The organism is Paenibacillus timonensis, assembly GCF_022427145.1.
Classification (GTDB): Bacteria; Bacillota; Bacilli; order Paenibacillales; family Paenibacillaceae; genus Fontibacillus; species Fontibacillus timonensis.
Map to the genome: position 1 here is coordinate 54,629 of NZ_JAKSXN010000019.1, position 22,237 is coordinate 76,865.

The window sequence follows — 22,237 nt, forward strand, 5'->3', positions numbered from 1 at the left end:
AATCATCGAGCCGATGGCTTAGACCATCTTGTTAAATTCCTTGCGCAGCCGTTTAATGATCCGTTTCTCCAGACGCGAGATGTACGATTGCGAGATCCCCAGCAGGTCGGCCACATCCTTCTGCGTTTTCTCGTCGCCGTCGACCAGCCCGAACCGCAGCTCCATGATCATGCGTTCCCGCTCGGTCAATTTGTCGAGCGCTTTGTGCAGCAGCTTGCGATCCACCTGCTCCTCGATGTTGCGGTAGATCGTATCGTTCTCCGTGCCCAGCACATCGGAGAGCAGCAGTTCGTTGCCGTCCCAATCGATGTTGAGCGGCTCATCGAAGCTCACCTCGGTGCGTATTTTGCTGTTGCGGCGCAGATACATCAGAATTTCATTTTCGATGCAGCGGGAAGCATAGGTGGCCAGTTTGATTTTCTTCTCCGGGTCAAAGGTGTTGACCGCCTTGATCAGCCCGATCGCCCCGATGGATACCAGGTCCTCGATATTGATTCCGGTATTCTCGAATTTTCTGGCGATATACACGACAAGTCGCAGGTTGCGCTCGATCAGCATGGCACGGATCGCCGCATCGCCGCTGGGCAGCCGCTGCAGCAGGTATTCTTCCTCCTCGCGCGTCAAGGGAGGTGGCAGCGCTTCGCTGCCGCCGATATAATAGATTTCTTCGCTTTTTAGCCCAAAAAGAAACAGCAGCCGGTAATACTGCAGCTGCAGCATCATTTTCCACTTTACATGCATGGTTTCGTATCCTCCTATGTTACGTTCCCGTTTTACTGATGTGGTCCGTGCCTTCCGTCGCCTCTGCCGTCTCTACCAACGCGGGATGAACGATCGCTCGGTAAGTTCCTTCTGTCGATAACCTCCCCCCGTCCAAACCGATCAGCACCCGGGGCGAACGATACTCCCGTCCCTCCAGACGCACCGTCACCTCGTCAGGCTTGAGCGCCAGCATAAACTGCGTGCCTTTGTTGATCCCTCGGTAGGGAACCAGCCGCAGCCGCTCGGGCCAAGGAAAATCCCCAGCCTCCGTAAGCTCCAGGATGAGGTTGTCCGCACGCTCGTCAGCCAGCTTCCCCCGATAAGACGGGGGGAGAACCCGCTCCCAAAGCGAAGCTTCCATCACCGTCACCGGCAGGCGGCTAAGCGGGTCGGTTAATTGATTGCCTGTGTCGATCAGTCCCGTGCAGGTAATCGTCGTATCTCCGACGCGCACCTCCACCTCAGCCAAAAAGGAGCGAATCCGCTCCTGCCGCTGGCGTGCATCGAGCACCCGTTTAAACCAGAACAAGACAACAAAAAAACAAACCAGGATAAACAACGCTCCGATTTTGAGCGAAAACGAAAGCCCGCCGGATGCCGAATACCAAATCCCGCTCCAGATTTCTCCGGAGTCCTGCAGTAGATAGTGCACACCCAGAATCCCGCCGGCCGCCGCAAAATTGACAATATAAAAAGCTCCCATATTCCGTAGGTAGTTTTGCAAACTTCCAAATCCGAACGCGATCCACAACATCGCGACAGAGAATAGAAACTTCACCAGAAACGTGTACAGAAACGAGAGCTCCGGCAAAAACATCATGACGACGTACGTCGCCCCGACTCCCGCCGACAAGGCCAGCCGCCAGAGGATGATTTTTTGCTTCCGCATCCAAGCCGTGACCAGGAGCAAGCTTGCATCGATCAATAGGTTCATCAAGAATAGAAGATCGATATAGACAACCAACGGCATTCACCTGCCTGGGTAGATGGTTATCAGTATAAAGAGAACGAACGAGAAAGTCTGTCTAAAATTGAAAGTAGAATGCCACTATTTTTGTCGACTGGAAACCTATAGGTATCCTAAATGCTCCAGTTGCTGGAGAGTCAAGCGTCCTTTGAAAAAAAGAAAAAGACCTTGTCCCATACTAGGGCAAGGTCTTGGGGAAGACGTTCAAAGGCTTATCGCCTATTCGTTGTTGTTGCGCGAACGGTTGCGGAGAAACGTCGGAATATCCAGTTGGTCGCCGCTAGGCTGGTTGCCGAAAGGTCTCAGCGTGGAAGCCGAACTCGGACGGGACTCCTGCGGCTCCGGCGCGCCAGGAGCAGATGCCGTCGGCTTGCGGTTAGGCAACGGCTTGTTCTCGAAACCCGTGGCGATCACCGTGACTTTGATCTCTTCCTTCATGTTCTCGTCGATGATCGCGCCGAAAATCATGTTCACTTCCGGATCGGATGCGGAGATGACGATCTCGGCCGCTTCATTTACTTCATACAGCGACAGGTTGGCCCCGCCGGTAATGTTCATGATGACGCCGCGCGCGCCTTCGATCGAAGTCTCGAGCAACGGACTCATGATCGCTTTGCGTGCCGCTTCGGCCGCACGGTTCTCGCCGGTCGCAAGACCGATCCCCATCAGGGCGGATCCGCGCTCGGTCATGATCGTCTTCACGTCGGCGAAGTCGAGGTTGATCAGACCCGGTACGGCGATCAAGTCGGAAATGCCTTGCACCGCCTGACGCAACACGTTGTCCGCTTCGCGGAACGCTTCCAGCATCGGCGTCTTCTTGTCGACGATCTCAAGCAAACGGTCGTTCGGGATCACGATCAGCGTATCGACCTTTTCCTTCAAGGCTTCGATCCCCAGCTCCGCTTGCGAAGAACGCTTACGTCCTTCAAACGTAAACGGACGGGTTACGACGCCAACCGTCAGCGCGCCGCATTCTCTGGCGATCTCAGCAATCACCGGCGCTGCGCCGGTCCCGGTGCCGCCGCCCATGCCGGCGGTTACAAACACCATGTCCGCGCCTTTCAGCGTATTAGCGATCAAATCGCGGGATTCTTCCGCCGCTTTCTTGCCGACTTCCGGATTGGCACCGGCGCCGAGACCGCGGGTAAGCTTATCCCCGATTTGCAATTTATGTTCGGACTTGGCCAAATGCAGCGCTTGAGCGTCCGTGTTGACCGTAATAAATTCCACGCCCTGCACGCCGTTCTCGATCATCCGGTTCACCGCGTTGCTTCCGCCGCCGCCAACCCCGATCACCTTGATTTGTGCCAAGCTCTCCATTTCGAAATCAAATTCCAACATACTCTTCCATCTCCCCCTCAATATGCATGGATGGCCCGTGCATCATTCCTGAACCACTATATAAATTCGCTAAACAAGTTCTTGAGTCGTTCCATCAAGCCGGTTTTCCGTACCGTTTCCTGCGGCCCCGGAGCTTTGCTCCGGTTCGCGCTCTTCTTGGGACTGGAACCGCTGCGAACGCGCAGGTTCTTGATCACCTTATGCAAAATCCCTACCCCGCCGGTAAAAGCGGGATCGCGGACGCCGATGAAATCAGGCACGGCAATCCGAACCGAAGCTTCCAGCTCCTGCTGGGCAATCTTAAGCAGTCCCGGCATGGACACCGTTCCGCCGATGAGGATATATCCCCCCGGTTGCTCGCTGTAGCCAAGACGTTTGACTTCCTGGCGAATCAACTGAAAAATCTCCTGCACGCGAGGCTCCGCAATGGCAGCCAGGTCCTCCTGCGTAAACTCCTTGTCCACATTGCTTCCGATCCGCGTCACCTTGAAGGTCACGTCCGACGCCGCGTCCTCGATCGCAGCGCAGCCGTATTTCAGCTTTGCTTTCTCCGCATGGTCCGTCAGCGTCCGAAGACCGTAAGCAATGTCGTTCGTTATAAATTCTCCCCCAATCGGAAGCGTGGATGTCGCTACGATCGTGCCGCTTTCGAATACAGCGATCGTCGTGGAGCCCGCACCGATGTCTACCAGGGCGGATCCCATCGTTTTTTCGTCTTTGGACAACGCCAGTTGTCCGGAAGCCAACGACAGCAATACCAAATCCCGAACCTTAAGTCCGGCTTTCTCCACGCAGCGAAGCAAGTTATGAATCGCCGTCTTGGCGCCGGTAACGATCGTCGCCTCGACTTCGAGACGAACGCCGATCATGCCCCGCGGGTCCGAAATGCCTTCCAGCCCGTCCACGATATACTGCTTGGCCACCACATCGATAATTTCGCGTTCCGGCGGCAGCGCAATCACCTCGGCTGCCTTAAGGACGCGTTCGATGTCCTCTTCGCCGATTTCCCGGTCTTCGTTTTGTACGGCTACAACCCCGTGGCTCGTTTGGAGTCCGATATGATTTCCCGAAATGCCGACATACACTTCCGATATTTGAATATCTACCATCCGTTCCGCATGATCCACAGCGCTGCGAATCGATTGCACCGTCTGGTCAATATCTACAATCGCGCCTTTTCGAATTCCTTCCGAGTCGGCAGATCCAACCCCAATAATATTAAAGGTTCCATTACTAATTTCCCCAATAATAGCACGAACTTTGGATGTACCGATGTCCAAACTAACAATGATGTCATTGTTGCTCAAGCCCCTGGCACCTCCTATTTCCCCATCAAAATATACTTACCGTGTTAAATGCACTATCTACTAATTCAACGCCATTTAACCTTTCCCTCTTTTTTCTACAAATTTTTTGACTTCCAAGTTTTACATCCAATAGGCAGGAAGTACATGACCCTTCGGAATTAGATCCTGGCCAGATATGCAAAATTAGAAGAAAAAAGAGGGAGAACGCCAACTAGCCCATAAAATGTATTTTAACATTGTTTTTCACTCATGAGTAGTATCATTTTGTCCACCGTCTTCGTTCTCCGTCGCGGAGTACGGCACATAAGAATCGGCATCCAGCATCGTTAGCTTCCCAGGGTCCTGCGTTTGCAGAATTTCGTTCATGTATTCCGCTTTTTTGGCCAGGAGCGAGATGGCCGAGATGATTTCGAATTTGGACCTCGTATACAGCTTGATCCGATCCGGATAGGACATGGTCGGCGAGGGTACGATCTCGGAGATGTCCGCGGTAAGCTCGTCCGGAATTTGTGACAACGTTCGGCATAGTTTGACCAAGCTAGCGTCATCTGCCTTCCAACCGGTCAAGATCGGCTTGTCCACCGGCATCGAACCGTCTTTGAGCCCGATTCGCGTTCCGTTGGCGAGCAAACCTTGCAGCTTCCCTTCCCCCGTCAACTCGTAAGCTGCGATCGGATATTCCTCGATGCGGATGTTTACGCTGCCGGGAAACGTCTTGTCCACCGTAGCTTGCTTCACCGAGGAGACATCCTCCAGCTTGCGGGCAATATGATCCGCGCTGACGGCAAAAAACGGGGAGCCGACTTGAAGACCGGTGACCTCCAGGAGCTCCGCTTCGGTAGTATACGTATTGCCTTCGAACGTAATCACGGAAATTTTACTAAGGGATGATCGAAAAAAAAGGACGCACAGCAACGCGAGGAAAAGCAAGATGAGAATGGTTTTGATTTTACGGCCGCTTTTCTTCTTTGGCGCGGGTTCTTTCAGGACGGGTACATTTGCTTTTGGCATGTCATTTCTCCGCAACTTTCTGAATAAGTATTACAAAGCCTATTATCCCCTCCGGGGGAGGGGACAAAAGTTTAGGGCTATCACCAATGAAGGTTTGCGATTCAGCAAGCTTATCGGCCTTAGGCCAGATCCAGCTGCCGCAGGGCGGGAGATTCGCGGCGCACCGCGCCTCCCAGGCGCTGAAACATGTTTTCGATCCGATCGTAACCGCGGTCGATATGGTGAACCTGCTCGACCACCGTTTGGCCTTGGGCCGCCAAACCGGCGATGACCAGCGCCGCCCCTGCACGCAGGTCGGTCGCTTCCACGGTCGCGCCGTAGAGCCGGGGAACCCCGCGAATAAATGCGGAATTCAGGTCCACCGTAATATCGGCCCCCATGCGGACAAGCTCGTCAACATGCTTGAACCGGCCTTCGAACACGGTCTCTTTCATGACGCTAAGTCCGTCCGCCAAGGATAACAACACCATCACTTGGGACTGCAAATCGGTAGGAAACGACGGATACGGCGAGGTCACGATCCGTTCTACCGCTTTGGGACGGCCCGCACTGCTCAACGTTATTATATCATCCGTAACTCCGATTTGAACACCGGCTCGCTTGAGCACATGCAACAAGGATACGAGATGCGAAGGATTGCTGTGGGTCAGGGTGACGCTGCCGCGGGTCGCGGCGACGGCGATCAGCGCGGTCCCCGCAACGATGCGGTCCGGGATAATCTCGTAATCGCAAGGGAAAAGGCGTTCTACCCCTTTGACGGTAATCGTGTCGGTACCGGCGCCGATAATGCTGGCGCCCATGGCATTCAAAAAGTTCTGCAGGTCCTGAATCTCCGGCTCCCGCGCCGCGTTGGTAATTATGGTAGTTCCTTCGGCCAGCGCAGCCGCCATCATGATGTTCTCCGTCGCGCCTACGCTGGGGAAATCCAGATGGATGTCAGTGCCGACCAGCCTGCTGGCTCTGCACCAAATTTGCTGATCGTACTCCTCAATCTTCGCTCCTAAAGCTTCGAGTCCCTTCAAATGCAGATCGATTTTCCGTTCCCCGATCGCACAACCGCCCGGTTGATAAATACAGACTTCCCCGAAACGGGAAAGCAGCGGCCCCATTAAAAAAATGGAGGAGCGCATCTGTTTCATCAAATCTTCCGGCACATGGCTGGAATCCGCTCCCGACGTATCGACGGTCACCGTATCTCCCAAATGGACGGCTCTGCAGCCCAATCGACCGAGGATGCCTAACATGACATCAATATCGAGCAGGCGGGGGACATTTCGAAGTTGCACTTTGCCTTCTGCCAGCAACGATGCAGCCAGGATCGGCAGCGCGGCATTTTTCGCTCCATGGATACGAATGGTTCCTGATAGGGGTTTCCCGCCTTCGATCACCAATTTGTCCAATGTATCACCTCCGAGTTTACCGTTCGCCCACGAAGAAGACCTCCGGCACCAGCGCCACTCCAAACTTGCTTTGAACGGCGGCCTTGACTTGCTCCATGAGCGCAAGAACGTCCTCTGCTGTCGCTTGCCCGGTATTGACGATGAAATTGGCGTGCAGCGTGGATACTTCGGCCCCGCCGACCTTCGTCCCTTTGAGTCCCGCCGCTTCGATCAGCCTCGCGGCATGATCCCCGGGCGGATTGCGAAATACGCTGCCTGCGCAAGGCTGCGTCAGCGGCTGCGTTTTGCGGCGGCGATCCTTATACGCCGCCATGGCCGCCGCCACTTCCAGCCGGTCGCCCGCGGCAAGCGAAAAACATGCCTGTGCCACGATCCCTCGCTGTTCATGCAGGACGGAATGCCGGTAGGCAAACTTCATATCCTCCGCTGGGTACGTGACCAATTCACCTGTCTCCAGAACAATGTCAGCGGATTTAAATATACGTGACACATCGGACCCGTGGGCACCTGCATTCATATAGACGGCGCCGCCGACCGTTCCCGGGATCCCCCCGGCAAATTCCAGCCCGGTTAATCCCGCTTTTCCCGCCATGATGCTGAGTCTGACCGTAGATGCGCCGCCTCCGGCACGGACTTCCGTACCGTCGAACGCAATCTGTTCCAGCTCGCCCCCCAGCCGAATGACGCAGCCCCGGATGCCCTTGTCGGAAACGAGCAGATTGGAGCCTTTTCCGATCGTCATCCACGGAATTCCCTCGGCATGGAGCAGACGCATCAGCTCCGCCAACTGCCGGGAAGTTTTCGGGACGACCATCGCGTCTGCCGGACCGCCGATTTTCCATGTCGTATACTTCGACATCGGCTCATCCGGCAAGACCTCCAAGGCCTCCAGCCTGATCAAATGTGATATCCACTGCTGCATCGTATACCCTCCTTGACTTGTATGGCGGATTCCATCGGCGTCAAACGCCGGGTGCCGCTGTTCCAAATCGGCAGCCGATGACTGCCGGAGCCCGGGTCCTGCGGGGGTTGTCGTCCTGCCCCGCTTGGTTGTCACGATTTATAGAGTATCTTATGCCTCCCTCACGGAGAGTGTGACACTCGCCCAGACCCTGGAAACAAGGCTGTCCGCCGCTAGCTGCGGTGACGGTTTAACGCTAGTCTCCGCATCTCTTCCACGACGAGATGGGCGGAATCCGGCTTGCCCAGCGCTCGCGAAGCGGTCGACATGGCGCTGTGCCGCGGCAAATCGTTCATGACGCGCTCAATCGACGCATAAAGGCTGCCACCCGTCAGCTCCGGCTCCAGGATCACCTCGGCTGCCCCGGCGCTCTCCAGCGTGCGGGCATTTTTCTCCTGATGATTGTTCGTGACGTTCGGAGAAGGAATCAGGATGGCCGGTATGCCCAGCGCCGTGATTTCCGCCAAAAAAGAAGCCCCGGCACGGTTCACGATCAGCGAGGTGCAGGCCAGGACCTCCGGCATGTTGTGCACATAAGGAAGCACCTGCAAATTAGCGGGCAGCTCGCCCGTCTTCGCCGTGATCGCCTCCACCGTCGAGGCATAATAGCTGTCCCCGGTCACGTATACAAATTTCAAATGCTCCGATTGCTTCAGCAACGGAGACATCTCAACCATCGCTTCGTTGATCGCTTTGGCGCCGCGGCTGCCGCCGACGACCAGCACGACGAAGCTAGACTCCGGCAAACCAAGGGTTTCGAAGCCTTTCCGTTTGTCTGCTGCGCTGACAGTGGTTGCCCGGGGATTGCCCGTGTAAACGACGTTGCGGGCCGACGGAAATGCCGTGCCGGAGCCCTCGAAGCTGACGGCCACCGTTGATACGTATTTGCTTAAAAAGCGGTTCGTTAAGCCCGGAATCGCGTTCTGTTCGTGAATGATGCTGGGGATACCCAGCTTGGCCGCAGCGTAAACGACCGGACCGCAGACATAACCGCCCGTCCCGATGACGACATCGGGCTTGAATTCTTTTAACAGCTTCTTGGAGGTTTGCACCCCCTTGAGAAAACGCATAACCGTTTTCACGTTATCGAACGACAGCTTCCGACGGAAGCCGGTAATATCAATCGCTTCAAACGGAATCCCCTGCTTTGGGACGAGCGAGCTTTCCAGCCCGCGCTTGCCCCCGATGTACAGAAATTCCGAGCCGGGAAATTCCTCGGCGCATTGGCTGGCGACGGCTAACGCCGGGTAGATGTGTCCCCCGGTTCCGCCGCCGCTAAGTACGACGCGCATATCCTCACCTCGCGTAACGGGATAAATTAAGTAAAATGCCTAGCGCGGTCAGCATCAGCGTAAGCGACGATCCCCCGTAGCTGATCAGCGGCAGCGTAATGCCGGTGACGGGCATCAGGCCGATGACGACGCCGATGTTGATCACGACCTGCACGCCGACCATGCCGACGATGCCGACGGCGAGCAAGCTGCCAAACGTATCGTCGATCGTCATGGCCACGCGCATGCCGCGCCACACTAAAATCAAAAACAAAAGCAGGACCAAAAGCCCGCCGATAAAGCCCAATTCCTCGGCCAGGATCGAGAAGATAAAGTCGGTTTGCGGTTCCGGCACGTAGCTGTATTTTTGCCGGCTCATACCAAGCCCCAAGCCGGCCAAGCCTCCCGGTCCGATCGCATACAGCGACTGGATGATCTGATAACCCGCCCCTAACGGATCCGACCACGGATCCAGGAAAGCGGTGATCCGTTGCAGCCGGTAAGGCGCCGCCAGGATCAATCCGACGAAACCTAGCGCGCCTACCGCGGCCAGACCGGCCAAATGCCGAATGCGCGCGCCCGCGGTAAACACGATCAACAGCGAGGCGCCCAACATCACCGTGCCCGTCCCCAAATCGGGCTGCAGCATGATCAAGCCGAAGGCCAGTCCGATAATGCCGAGCGGCGGCAGCAGCCCCTTGGTAAAGTTCGTGATCTTGTAATCTTCTTTGCTGAGCCAATAGGATAGAAACAAAATCATGCCCAGTTTCATGAACTCGGACGGCTGGATGCCAAAGGAGCTGATCCCCAACCAGCTTCGCGCCCCCCCGCGCACGACCCCGATACCGGGAATCAGCACGATGACGAGCAGCGCAAAACAAAAGACCAGCCCGATTTTGGCGTATTTCCGCAGCAGCCGGTAATCCAAATTCATCATGAGAACCATCGCGATCAATCCGAGCACGGCAAATAGCAGCTGTCTTTTGACAAAATAGAAAGAATCGCCGTAATCATGGAAAGCGAGTACCGAACCCGCGCTGTATACCATCACGATTCCGATCGCCAGCAGTCCGAGAATGCTGGCCGCCAGCCAAAAATCCGGCGCCGTACGGCTCTTGCCCATCGTGGATGCCACCTCTTGACAGAAAGTAGGGGCTTTTCCACCCCCCTACTTAAAGGGTATGCACCGCCTCTTTAAAAATGCGTCCACGCTCTTCATAGGAAGGGAACATATCCCAGCTGGCGCATGCCGGCGAGAGCAGAACCACGTCTCCCGGCTCCGCCAGGCCGGTGGCCTCCTTCAGCGCGGTACGCAGCGTATCCGCGGCGCTGTCCACAGTATCGACCATCACGATGTTCGATAGACCCGCCAGCTCGGCGACTCTAGCGATTTTTTCCTTCGTTTGTCCGAGCGCCACGATGGCTTTCACCTTCTCTTTGAAAACCGGCAGCAGCTCCATGTAATCGGAACCCCGGTCCAAACCGCCGGCGATCAGCACGATCGGCGCTTGCAATGCGCCCAGGGCCATGACCGTGGCCTTCGAATTGGTCGCTTTGGAGTTGTTGTAGTAAGCGACGCCCTGCTTCTCGTCCACGTACTCCAAACGATGCTCCACGCCGCGGAAGGTCCGCAGCGGTTCCGCAAGCGACTCTGGTGCGGCCCCCGCCGCGATCGCCGCCGCGACGGCCGCGAGTGCGTTCTCGACGTTAAAGCGGCCCGGCAAGGCGATGTCGGCGATGTCGACGATGCCAAGCGACTCACCGTCGGCTCCGCGATACATGATGCGGCGGGCCAGCCCGTCCTCGACGTCCGGGACGTACGCCGGCTCGACGTAAACGCCTTCCGACTTCAATTCCTCGGTCATCGAGAAAGGGATCAGCTTGGCGCGAAGGTAGGGCACAAGCTCCCGGCACACAGGGTCGTCCCAATTGATGACGGCGCGGTCGGTTTCCCGTTGATTCGTAAACAGCTTGGCTTTGGATGAAATGTAGTCATCCATCGTACCGTGGTAATCCAGGTGCGTCTCCGCCACGTTCAGCAGGCAGGCGACCTCCGGGCGGAATTCCTTCGTCCCCTTCAGCTGAAAGCTGCTCAACTCGGCGACCAGCCAGTTGCCGGCATCCGCCTCCTCTGCGGCTTCGCACAGCGGGATACCGATATTTCCGGCGACAATCGGTCTCATGCCGGCGGCCTCCAGCATATTGCCGATCCAAGTCGTCGTCGTGGTTTTGCCGTTGGAGCCGGTAATCCCGAGAATCGGAGCCGGGCTGAGCAGACAGGCCACCTCCACCTCCGTCACGACCTCGATGCCTAGCTCGAGCGCCTTGGCCACGGGAGCAGCGGTATACGGGATCCCCGGGTTTTTGACAACCAGCGAAACGCCTTCATGGATCAGCCCGTCCGGATGACCTCCGCATACAACAGAAATTCCCAAAGCCTCCAATTCGGATGCTTCGGGACACTGTTCTCTTTCTTTTTTATCGTTGACCGTGATGACGGCTCCATATTTATGCAGGGTTTTGGCGACCTGAACGCCGCTTCTCGCCAAACCGAGAACGACGACCTGACGCCCCCGGTATTCTTCTGGATGATTCATCTTTTTACAACCCCTTGTTCAAGTAAAGTCCAATGACCGCCAACACCAGTCCAACCGACCAAAACGTAACGACGACGCGCCATTCCGACCATCCGGACAACTCGAAGTGATGGTGGATCGGGCTCATTTTGAATACCCGCTTGCCGCGCGTCTTGAATGAGACCACTTGAATGACGACGGACAGCATTTCGATCACGAAGATGCCGCCGACGATCAGGAACAGCAGCTCGGTTTTGGTCACGATGGCAATCGCTCCGATCGCCCCGCCGATGCCCAGCGAACCGGTATCGCCCATGAATACCTTGGCCGGGTGGGCGTTAAACACGAGAAAACCCAGCACGGCGCCGATCATGGCCGCCGCGCAAACCGCGGCCGGAAGCGAGGTCACCTGCATTGCGATCACCGCAAACGCGCCCAGCGCAATCGCGCTGACGCCGGACAGCAAGCCATCCACCCCGTCGGTAAAATTAACCGCGTTGGTGACCGCCATCATCATAATGACGATAAACGGATAGTAGAACCACGGACCCCAATCGAACGCAAACTGCGTTCCTGGAACGCCAATCGCCGTACTATGGCCTTCCGAGATCAGCAAAGCGCACATGATACCGGAGAACAGCAGTTGTCCGATCAATTTCTGCCTTGGCGTGAGACCCAAAGACCGTTTAAACACGATTTTGATGTAATCGTCGAGAAATCCGACCAGCCCGAAGCCCAGCGTAGCGACCAGAAGAACGTAGAAGTCGGTATTCACGACCGAAAATTTCATAAAGGACAATGTAAACGCCAATAGGATAATAATGCCGCCCATCGTTGGCGTTCCTGCCTTTTTCAAATGGCTTTGCGGCCCCTCGCCGCGGATTTGCTGGCCGAATTTGAGCCTTCTCAGCAGCGGAATGACCAGCGGAGCCGAGATGACCGCCAGAATAAAGGATACGCCGATCGTTAGCAAGATAAGTCCAAAATCCATGGGATCCCCCCCTTTCGCCGGTATTAGTATGTCAACTCGCTAGTTTTGATCGCTTCGACGACTTCTTCGAGTCTCATGCCTCGGGAAGCCTTAACCAAGACGACGTCCTGCGGATGCAGCAGCGAAACCAGCTTGCGGATCAGTTCAGACTTATCAGTATATGCGTGAATGCGGTCCGGGTCCATCTGTTTCTTGGCCCCTTCGGCGATGTGGCGGGAAAGCGGCCCGCAGGTAAACAGCAGATCGACCTTGCCCGGCGTCAACATCTCACCGATTCCGCGGTGATACTCCTCCTCGGAAGCGCCCAACTCCAGCATATCGCCAAGCACGGCGATTTTTTTCCGGTACCCCTTCATATGATCCAAAACGCCGATCGCCGCCTTCATGGAAGTCGGGCTGGCGTTATACGCGTCGTTCAAGATCGTGATGCCGCTCTGGCCGGTAACGACCTCGATTCTCATTCCGGTCAGTTCCACCTTGCCGAAGCCTTCGCGGATCGCGGCCTCGCTTACCCCGTAATGGCGGGCGACGGTGATGGCAGCAAGCGCGTTGGTTACGTTATGTTCGCCCAGAAGCGGCAGGTCCAGCGGCTCGCCTTCACTGCCATGCGGCGTAAACAACGTTCGGTGGTCCGTGAACAGGATCCCGGTGGGATAAGCGTCATTTTCCGGACGAAGCCCGAACGTTGCCGTTTGCAGCCCTTCCGGCTTCGCGGTGGACGGCTCGGCCAACACTTGAGGGAGGAGAGGTTCGTCCCCATTGTAGATGAACAATCCCCCAGGCTTCATCCCTGCAAGGATCTCCAGCTTGGCCCTCGCGATCTCTTCCCGTGAACCGAGCTGTTGCAAATGCGATTCGCCAATGTTGGTGATCACCGCCGTTTCCGGCTCGCCCAGCTTCGATAGCAGTTCGATCTCATGACGCCCACTCATGCCCATTTCGAGCACGGCGATTTCCGTATCCTCCGGCATGGCCAGCAGCGTCAAAGGAAGGCCGATATGGTTGTTAAAGTTCCCTTTGGTTTTATGCACTTTATAGGTTGTAGACAAGAGAGCGTATACCAAGTCTTTGGTTGTCGTCTTCCCATTGCTCCCGGTGATGCCGACCACCTTGGCCCCTGTTTCGGTCAAGTAAGATTTGGCCAGTGCCTGCAACGCGATCAGCGTATCATCCACGAGTACGGCCGGACCCGGCGGCGTTCCCTTCGATCGTGCCCACAGGCAAGCGCCTGCCCCAGCCTGCAAGCAGTCCGCGGCAAAATCGTGGCCGTCGAACCGTTCACCCGCCAGCGGCACGAACAAGCAGCCTTCCGTGATTTGCCGGGAGTCCGTAACCACGCCCTGCACCAGGATGCCGGCGTCGCCCGCCTCCCGAATTTGTCCGCCGCACATCGCGGCAATTTCCGCTAAGTTTCTTTTTATCACTTTGCCAAACCCCTTATCGCTTCTTTTGCTACGATTCGATCATCAAAATCGAGCACCTTGGATCCGATCAATTGATAGGTCTCATGGCCTTTCCCCGCAATCAATACTACATCCTCACGGCTTGCCATTTCAATAGCCTTTTGGATGGCCTCGCGGCGGTCGACGATCAGCTCGTAACGCGCCCGATCCACCCCGTCTTCGATCAGCCCCTGCTCGATATCCCGCAGGATCGCATCCGGGTCCTCGGTCCGCGGGTTGTCGGAGGTGACGATCACCTGCTGCGCGTATTTCGCGGCAAGGCGTCCCATAATCGGCCGTTTCGTCCGGTCCCGGTCCCCGCCGCAGCCGAACACGCAAATGACTCGCCCCTTGGCGAATTCATTGACCGTACGCAACACGTTCTCCAAGCCGTCCGGGGTATGGGCGTAGTCGACGATCACGGCGAAATCCTGGCCTTCGTCCACCGCCTCCACCCGGCCTTCGACGCCTTTGACCGATTCCAGGCTGGCCTTGATCCGCTCAAGCGGAATGCCTTCCAGCAACGCCGCCGAAATGGCCGCTAATGCGTTATAGACATTAAACTTGCCAACCATGCGCAAGGAGATATCCGCGCTCCCGCGGAACGTTTCGACGTGGAACGATGTCCCCCGGGCCGTGATGGAGATGTCCGAAGCCCGTACGTCCGCCTCCTGCTCCACGCCGTAAGAAATCACTTCCGCCGCCGTCTGTTTGGCGAAAAAGGCGCTTGCCGGGTCGTCGGCGTTCAGCACCGCATAGCTGCGTTCCTCCGGATTCGCCGCGTACGTATTGCCAAGCCGGGAGAAGAACAACGATTTGGCCCCGCGGTAATCCTCCATCGTTTTATGATAATCCAGATGATCCTGGGTCAAGTTCGTAAATACGGCCGTACGGAAGCGGGTCCCTTTGACGCGCCCCTGATCCAGGGCATGGGAGGACACCTCCATGACGCAATACTCGCCGCCGCCTTCGGCCATGTCATGCAAATATTTCTGCAGTTCAAGCGATTCCGGCGTCGTCCCCGACATCGGATAGGTCTGACCGGCGAACCGTCGCTGGATCGTGCCGATCAGGCCCGTTTCCCGGCCTTGATCCTGCAGGATCCGCTCGATCAGATAAGTCGTGGTCGTCTTGCCGTTCGTCCCTGTCACGCCGATCACTTTCAACCGTGCGCTCGGCGAACCGAAGAACACGCCTCCGAGCACGGCCATCGCCAGCCGGCTGTCCTTCACCTTAAGCTGCGGCAGGGCAACGCCGTCCAGCCACCGTTCCACTACAAGCGCGGCCGCGCCTTGCTCTTCGGCCTGCCGGGCATAGTCATGACCATCCACCGTATGGCCGGGAAGGCAGATAAACAGATCCCCCGCCCCCACCTTGCGCGAATCGATGGCGATTCCCGTACAGGACGTTTCCCCATCCCCTCGTATCTGCGAAGCTATTAAATAAGTTGCCAGTTCCTTAAGCAGCATAGGTTACCCCTCCGTCTTTCAACTACGTTTGCAGAGCTACACACTCATTGTCTATATTATCACCAAAAATTGCTCAGTTCAGGAATATTATTCACTTGTGATCGGATTATGACCGTGTTGTTCTTCTGCTTCGGCTTCGCTTCCCATGTAGATGCGAATGGTCGAGCCCTTTTCCACCCGCGATCCCGCCTTCGGGGCTTGATTGATGACCACGTTGCCCGCGCCGGATCTCGCCAGGTTAAAATTCATGTTCATATCCTCATAGATTTCCTGCGTCGTGTGGCCGACTAGGTCCGGCACCGTAACGATCGGCGTCTCCCCGTATTTGTACTTCTTCGCGACCTGTTGCTGACGCGGCGGAACCTTCATGTATTCCAGCGCATCTTCCATGATGTTGCGTACGATCGGCGCAGCCACCACGCCGCCGAACTGGATGCCCTGCGGATTATCGACCGCGGTGTAAACGACGATCTGCGGATCGTCCGCCGGGGCGAAGCCGATAAACGAAACGATATGTTCATTTTGCGAATAACGTCCGTTCACGACCTTTTGGGCCGTCCCCGTTTTCCCACCGACCCGGTAACCATCGATAAACGCGTTCCCGCCCGTCCCATTGGCTACGACGCTTTCCAGCGCCGTGCGGATCTGCTTAGAGGTCTCCTCCGAGATGACCTGCCGCACCAGCTGCGGCTTCGTCTCGGAAACCACCTCGCCCGTATCCGGATTGGTCCACGACTTGGCGACGAAGGGCTTGAACAGTTTGCCGCCGTTAATCGCTGCGGACACTGCGGTAATCTGCTGGATCGGGGTTACCGATACGCCTTGCCCGAACGAGGTTGTCGCCAGCTCGACCGGTCCCACTTGAGGGAGCTTAAACAAAATCCCGTTCTCTTCTCCGTTCAGGTCGATGCCGGTTTTGCTGCCGAAACCAAAGTTCTTGATGTACTGGAACAGCGTTTCTTTGCCCAGCCGCTGGCCCAAGGCTACGAATCCGGGGTTGCAGGAGTTCTCCACGACCTGAAGGAACGTTTGGCTGCCGTGGCCGCCTTTCTTCCAACAGCGGAGCGTCGCTCCGCCAACCTTGACGTAACCGGGATCGAAGAAACGGTCGTTCAGCAGGTTGACCTTCTTCTCCTCTAGCGCCGCCGCCAACGTAATGATCTTGAAAGTGGAACCCGGCTCGTACGTCATCCAAATCGGCAGATTTCGGTTATATATCGCCGAATCGTATTCCTGGTAAGCTCCCGGCTCGTACCCCGGTCTGGCGGCCATGCCGAGGATTTCCCCCGTTTTCGGATTCATCGCGATCGTCAACGCCGAATCGGCTTGCAGCCGGTCCATGGCTTGGTCCAGCTCGCGTTCAATGATGCTTTGGATCGTTTTGTCGATCGTCAGCGTTAGATTCAAGCCGTCTTTCGGCTCCACGTATTTCTCCGAGGAGCCCGGCATCAGGCGACCGCCGGCGTCGGACAAATAAGATACGCTGCCGTTCATGCCGCTGAGCAGGCTGTCGTATTTGCTTTCCACGCCGGTGAGCCCTTGGTTGTACCCGCCGGTGAAGCCCAGAATATGTGCCGCCAGCCCCCCGAAGGGGTAGTAGCGCTTGTTATCTTCAGCGACAACAATACCCGGAAGAGCCAAATCACGAATTTGCTGCGCTTTTTCCATCGTAATTTTGCGTCCGCCGGGTTGCAGCCTGACTATGGATTGTCTCTTGGTGATCGACTTCAGAACCGATTCCTCGGTCATCCCAAGGAGCGGCGCCAGGCTTTTGGCCGTCTGCTCCGGATTCTTGATCTGCACCGGAATGGCCATGACCGTTGGCGTCGTAATATTATAAGCGAGCACGTTTCCGTTACGGTCGCTGATTTCGCCGCGTTTTGCCGAATACGGGATATTTCGGCGCCAGGAATCCTCCGCCTTGGCGGACAACTCCGCGCCTTTTCCGATTTGAACATAGGCAAGACGTACGGCCAGCGCCGCAAACAGCAAACACAACACCATTAACAGCCAGAACAATCTTCGTCTGACGGTAAATTTGGATACTTTCACAGGTCGCCCCCCTAACCCATCCTGACACATCATCATGATTGTACTCATCACATGACTATTCAGGACAACCAGGGGTTAGAACAAGCTATGGCGAGTCCTGGGTTGCATTTTCACCCGCATCGTCGCCTTTTTCGCCGCCGTCGCCGGCATCTTCCGCTTGCCCGTCACCGGGGGGTGCTTCCTCCTTGTCGGGCGGTTCCAGCGTAAGAATGACGCGTCTCCCCCCGTCCTCGTTGACGACTTCCTGCGAGACGACGTATCCTTCCCCTTTCGCCGAGACCGGAATCTGCAGCACCGACAACATTTCCATGGCGTCGCGCAGCGATTCGCCTTGCAGGTTCGGCACGTTGATGTCCGACCCTTTCTCCGTGAGCAGGTAAACGAATTGACCGGCTTTTAGCGTACTGCCCGCCTTAGGGAATTGGGAAATGATTTCGGTTCCTTTCCCATAAGTCGCGTAGGAAATGCCGCTTGCCGACAGCTGATCCTTGGCTTGCTTCACCGGCAGCCCACCTACGTCGGGCACCTTCGGACCCGAGGCGGCGGTTTTGGACTGGGCATCAGAGCCGGCATCAATTTTCTTCGGAACCCCCATGTACTGCAGCGTTTGGTTCACGATCTTCTTGAACACCGGAGCGGCTGCGGTCCCCCCGCCCAGCTCGGAATCCTTCGGTTCGTCGATCAGGACGATAACCGCGATTTTCGGATCATCCACCGGCGCATAGCCAATGAAAGAAACGACCTGCTTCGTATAGTCGTATTGCCCGTTCACAACCTTTACCGCAGTCCCCGTCTTGCCGGCAACCCGGTAACCTTCGATGTAGGCGTGGCGTCCGGTCCCGATCTTCTGGTCCGAAACGACCTGTTCCAAATAGGTTCCGACCTCTTTGGCTTTATCCGGTGTGAGGATCTGTTGGACTTCCTTGGGTTTAGTGTTCAACGTCTCTCCGGTCTGCGGATCCGTTATCGACTTCACGATATGGGGCTCCATCAGCTTGCCGCCGTTGGCGATCGCCGATACCGCAACAATCTGCTGCAACGGCGTAACGAGCAGCTTGCCATGGCCGTAAGCCATCGCCGCAAAGTCGGCTTGCTGTACCGGATCCACGATCCCTTTGGATTCGCCCGGCAGCTCGATGCCCGTCTTTTTGCCGAAACCGAATTGGTCGACATACGTCTTCAGCCGTTCCGGTCCCAGCATTTCGTAGCCCAGCTTGACGAACGCCACGTTACTGGAGCGCTTGACGCCCTCCAAATAAGTGATCTCGCCCCAACCGGAGCGCTTCAAGTCGTGGATCGTTTGCCCCGGCACCCGGATGCTGCCCGATCTGTACGTGGCGTTTGGATTGAACAAGCCGTCTTGCACCGCCCCGGCCAGTGTCACGATTTTAAAAGTGGAACCCGGCTCGTAAACCGATTTGATCGCATGGTTATAAAAATTTTTCTGATCGACGTCCGCCCAATATTCATTCGGGTTATATGTAGGCATATTCGCCATGCCGAGAATTTCCATCGTATTCGGATCCGCCGCGATGACCGTCATACTGATCGGCTGCAGTTGATCGTAGGCTTCCTTCATCGCCTGCTCGATATAATATTGAATCGTATAATCGATCGTGAGCTTCAGGTTCTTCCCGTCTTTCGGCGGGTTATAGATTTCGCTCGCCTTCGGGATTTCGATGCCGCGGCCGTCGCGCTTGTACTCGATCGATCCGTCGACGCCTTTCAACTGCTCGTCGAAGAACGCTTCCAGGCCGGAGACGGCTTTGCCTTCGCGGTCGAGATAACCCAATACGTGGGAAGCTAAGCTTTGCTTCGGATAATAGCGTTTCTGATCCTTGATTAAATAAATGCCGATGTCTTGCAGGTCTTGGTGTTCTTCCTTCAGCTCGCCGATGAAAGCTTGAACCTGGTCCTTTAAGTCCTGGTCGATTTTCCAGCCCTCGTTCCGAACCTCGCGTTGCGTAAAGTATTCGCCGGACTCCTTCTTGGCGTTTACGATGTCCCGCAGCTCATTTTCGTCTTTACCGAGGACTTTGCCAAGCCCTTCAACCACCTCGTCCTGAAGGCCGTATTTGTTAATGATCTCAGGATTGACGGCCACCGTATAGGCCGGGGCATCCACCGCCAGGACGTCGCCGTTTCGGTCGGTGATCGTTCCCCGCGTCGCCGGCAGCGGCTTTTTGGTCGACCACAGCTCCTCCGCATGCGCCTGCCAAAAGTCCGCCTGCACGACCTGCAACCAAAACGCTCTACCCATCAATACAGCAAAAAAGAGGGTAATACATCCCCCTATCAGCAGTGTTCGAAGCTTTATTCGCTTGATCATGGCAAAACCTCTTTAGACTTTATTTCTTGGCTGTGGCCACGCCATCCGCCGCAGCCACCGCATCGTTCTCCGCATTGACGCCGCTGTTCGCCACCGTTCCTGCAGGAACCTGAACGTGGAACCCTTCCACTTCCGGCTGCACGTAACCGAGCTCCTTCGCTTTCTCCGGAACCTGTTCCTCGAGTTTTTCCTTCTGGATCGTCAATTCCTTCACTTCGGCGTTGATCGCTTGAATGTCCGTATTCAAATTAAACATTTGGCGCTTGATGTTGTAAAGTGACACATTTTGCCATAACAGTCCGCCCATCACCGCCACACAAAACAGGACCGTCATCATATACAAGAGCTTCTCGCGAACCGGCAGCGGCGAACGGCGGGTGACCACCTTCGTCGTTTCCCGGTAACGCTGCGTTTGATAGCTGCGTTCCGCTTGTTTCTCCTTGACTGCCAGATTCCCACGCGTATAAGCCATTTACGATACCTCCACACCGGTTTGCAATTTCTCCGCCACGCGTAATTTCGCCGAGCGGGCCCGCGGATTTTCGTCCAGTTCCCGCTCCGACGGGACTAACGGTTTCCGATTAATCAATTTAAGTGAACCTTTGCCTCCGCACACGCACATGGGAAAATCGGGCGGGCAAGTACATTTCTCTACATAGCTGGCAAAAATCTGCTTGCAGATTCGATCCTCCAACGAATGGAAGGTGATGACCGACACCCTGCCTTCCGGAGCTAAACAGCGGATCGCCGCATGCAGCCCTTCCTCGAAAGCGCCGAGCTCGTCGTTGACGGCGATGCGCAGCGCTTGAAAGCTGCGTTTGGCCGGATGTCCGCCCGTCCGCCTGGCGGCCGCGGGAATCCCTTCCTTAATCAGCTCAACGAGTTGACCCGTCGATTCGATCGGCTCCTGTTCCCGCCGTTCTGCAATGACCTTGGCGATGCGCCTGGAAAATTTCTCCTCGCCGTATTGGAACAAGATACGAGCAATTTCGCGTTCCGGCCACGTATTTACGATCTCCCGAGCCGTCAACGACGCGGATTGATCCATCCGCATGTCGAGCGGCGCATCCGCGTTATAGCTGAATCCCCGCTCCCCTTCGTCAAATTGGGGAGAGGAAACGCCGAGGTCGTACAATACGCCGTCCACTTGGGGAACCCCGTTTAGCTGCGGCACCCCTTCGATCTCCAGCAGTTTTTGCTCGATGTAGCGAAAATTGCTTTTTACCAATGTTAACTTGTCCGCGTAGGCTGCGAGCCGCTCTTTGGCATTGTCCAGCGCCCAGTCGTCCTGATCGAAGGCGATCAGCCTTCCTCCCGGGCCTAGCTTGGACAAGATCACCGAGCTGTGACCGCCGCCCCCCAGCGTACAATCTACGTAAATGCCGTCCGGCTTGATGCGCAGCCCTTCTGTTGCTTCTTCTTTGAGTACCGTGATGTGATGGAACAAGACTTACGCCCCCAAACCTGAATTCATTTTAAAGACTCGGTGCTGAAAACCTGACTTTTCGAACACGCACTTAAAGATCGAAGTTGAAATCGACCAGTTTTTCCGCAATCTCATTGAAAGTATCCTCCGACTGCTGGAAGTATTGCTCCCACGTGTCCTTGCTCCATATTTCTACCCGGTTCGACACGCCGAGAACGATGCAATCCTTCTCCAGCTTGGCATACTGCCTTAAACTGCCTGGCAAGTTTACCCTTCCCTGTTTATCCCATTCGCATTCCGTCGCTCCCGAGAAAAAGAAGCGGGTAAACGCGCGGGCGTCGGACTTCATCAACGGCAATGCTTTCAGCTTTTGCTCCAGGACTTCCCACTCCTGCATCGGATAAACGAAAAGGCACTGGTCCAAGCCGCGGGTGACGACGAAAGAGCTGCCGAGGAGATCACGAAACTTAGCCGGTATGATAATCCGGCCTTTATCGTCAATGCTATGTTGGAATTCCCCCATAAACATTGGTGACTCACTCCTTACCTCTTTCCCCCACTTTGCACCACTTTACACCACCGTGATAAGTAACTATTCCACATTGGAGGAGAAAATCCTTCTAATGTTCATATTTTTTTTTGGCGGGTGGTCGCCGTAACTTCGGAATCGCTTGAGTCTGTGCTCGTTGTTTGCTCCTGCTGATCGCCAAAACACGACAAAAAGGACTATCCCGGCAGATTCCTCTGCACGAGAGAGTCCTTATTCTGAATTAAAAGTAAAAGCTACCGTTATTTTCTCAACGATCCGTAGTTTCAGCGAATTAACAGGGTTTTGTACCGTTATTTCCGTCAAAATCGCCCGACTTTACCCAGACCGTCAAAATTAACGGTAGGATTTACCGTTAATTGGTCATCTATCCGCGAACAAGCGA

The 22,237-nt window shown here is 55.9% G+C and carries 18 protein-coding genes; all 18 read right to left on the reverse strand.

Annotated features, from left to right (window positions below):
- Positions 1-18: 18 nt before the first annotated feature.
- On the reverse strand, positions 19-741 hold the full coding sequence (gene sigE, locus MJ257_RS09580) for an RNA polymerase sporulation sigma factor SigE (protein WP_240269037.1): 723 nt from the start codon (positions 739-741) through the stop codon (positions 19-21).
- 19 nt (positions 742-760) lie between these two features.
- Positions 761-1,732, reverse strand: a complete 972-nt coding sequence (gene spoIIGA, locus MJ257_RS09585; protein ID WP_270405952.1) for a sigma-E processing peptidase SpoIIGA — start codon at positions 1,730-1,732, stop codon at positions 761-763.
- A gap of 216 nt (positions 1,733-1,948) precedes the next feature.
- Positions 1,949-3,070 carry a cell division protein FtsZ gene (gene ftsZ / locus MJ257_RS09590; protein WP_240269039.1) on the reverse strand — a complete coding sequence of 374 codons (1,122 nt, stop codon included), beginning with the start codon at positions 3,068-3,070 and terminating at the stop codon, positions 1,949-1,951.
- A 56-nt stretch (positions 3,071-3,126) separates the two neighbouring features.
- Complete coding sequence (ftsA, locus tag MJ257_RS09595; protein ID WP_240269040.1) at positions 3,127-4,377, reverse strand: cell division protein FtsA; 1,251 nt, start codon at positions 4,375-4,377, stop codon at positions 3,127-3,129.
- A 243-nt stretch (positions 4,378-4,620) separates the two neighbouring features.
- Positions 4,621-5,247: a cell division protein FtsQ/DivIB gene (locus tag MJ257_RS09600; RefSeq protein ID WP_372489762.1), complete on the reverse strand. Its 627-nt coding sequence runs from the start codon at positions 5,245-5,247 to the stop codon at positions 4,621-4,623.
- A 260-nt stretch (positions 5,248-5,507) separates the two neighbouring features.
- Positions 5,508-6,788: a UDP-N-acetylglucosamine 1-carboxyvinyltransferase gene (gene murA, locus MJ257_RS09605; protein ID WP_240269042.1), complete on the reverse strand. Its 1,281-nt coding sequence runs from the start codon at positions 6,786-6,788 to the stop codon at positions 5,508-5,510.
- 16 nt (positions 6,789-6,804) lie between these two features.
- Positions 6,805-7,710: a UDP-N-acetylmuramate dehydrogenase gene (gene murB / locus MJ257_RS09610; RefSeq protein ID WP_240269061.1), complete on the reverse strand. Its 906-nt coding sequence runs from the start codon at positions 7,708-7,710 to the stop codon at positions 6,805-6,807.
- Between the two features lie 212 nt (positions 7,711-7,922).
- Positions 7,923-9,041 (reverse strand): undecaprenyldiphospho-muramoylpentapeptide beta-N-acetylglucosaminyltransferase, encoded by a 1,119-nt coding sequence (murG, locus tag MJ257_RS09615; RefSeq protein ID WP_240269043.1) that lies wholly within the window; start codon positions 9,039-9,041, stop codon positions 7,923-7,925.
- Between the two features lie 4 nt (positions 9,042-9,045).
- Positions 9,046-10,143, reverse strand: a complete 1,098-nt coding sequence (spoVE, locus tag MJ257_RS09620; RefSeq protein ID WP_240269062.1) for a stage V sporulation protein E — start codon at positions 10,141-10,143, stop codon at positions 9,046-9,048.
- Between the two features lie 49 nt (positions 10,144-10,192).
- The gene (murD, locus tag MJ257_RS09625) at positions 10,193-11,617 is read right to left on the reverse strand and encodes a UDP-N-acetylmuramoyl-L-alanine--D-glutamate ligase (protein WP_240269044.1); all 1,425 of its coding nucleotides are present in this window, start codon (positions 11,615-11,617) and stop codon (positions 10,193-10,195) included.
- 4 nt (positions 11,618-11,621) lie between these two features.
- Entirely contained in the window at positions 11,622-12,587 is a 966-nt protein-coding gene (gene mraY, locus MJ257_RS09630) for a phospho-N-acetylmuramoyl-pentapeptide-transferase (RefSeq protein ID WP_240269045.1), read from the reverse strand.
- Between the two features lie 23 nt (positions 12,588-12,610).
- On the reverse strand, positions 12,611-14,011 hold the full coding sequence (locus MJ257_RS09635) for a UDP-N-acetylmuramoyl-tripeptide--D-alanyl-D-alanine ligase (RefSeq protein ID WP_240269046.1): 1,401 nt from the start codon (positions 14,009-14,011) through the stop codon (positions 12,611-12,613).
- On the reverse strand, positions 14,008-15,498 hold the full coding sequence (locus MJ257_RS09640; protein WP_240269047.1) for a UDP-N-acetylmuramoyl-L-alanyl-D-glutamate--2,6-diaminopimelate ligase: 1,491 nt from the start codon (positions 15,496-15,498) through the stop codon (positions 14,008-14,010). The genes MJ257_RS09635 and MJ257_RS09640 overlap by 4 nt, the downstream gene beginning before the upstream one ends.
- Positions 15,499-15,585: 87 nt before the next feature.
- Entirely contained in the window at positions 15,586-17,550 is a 1,965-nt protein-coding gene (locus tag MJ257_RS09645; protein ID WP_240269048.1) for a stage V sporulation protein D, read from the reverse strand.
- Positions 17,551-17,635: 85 nt separating this feature from the next.
- Complete coding sequence (locus MJ257_RS09650) at positions 17,636-19,810, reverse strand: penicillin-binding transpeptidase domain-containing protein (RefSeq protein WP_240269049.1); 2,175 nt, start codon at positions 19,808-19,810, stop codon at positions 17,636-17,638.
- Between the two features lie 88 nt (positions 19,811-19,898).
- On the reverse strand, positions 19,899-20,351 hold the full coding sequence (locus tag MJ257_RS09655; protein WP_240269050.1) for a hypothetical protein: 453 nt from the start codon (positions 20,349-20,351) through the stop codon (positions 19,899-19,901).
- On the reverse strand, positions 20,352-21,326 hold the full coding sequence (rsmH, locus tag MJ257_RS09660) for a 16S rRNA (cytosine(1402)-N(4))-methyltransferase RsmH (RefSeq protein ID WP_240269051.1): 975 nt from the start codon (positions 21,324-21,326) through the stop codon (positions 20,352-20,354).
- 70 nt (positions 21,327-21,396) lie between these two features.
- A complete protein-coding gene (mraZ, locus tag MJ257_RS09665) occupies positions 21,397-21,834 on the reverse strand; it encodes a division/cell wall cluster transcriptional repressor MraZ (protein WP_240269052.1) in 438 nt (145 codons plus the stop codon).
- Between the last annotated feature and the right edge of the window lie 403 nt (positions 21,835-22,237).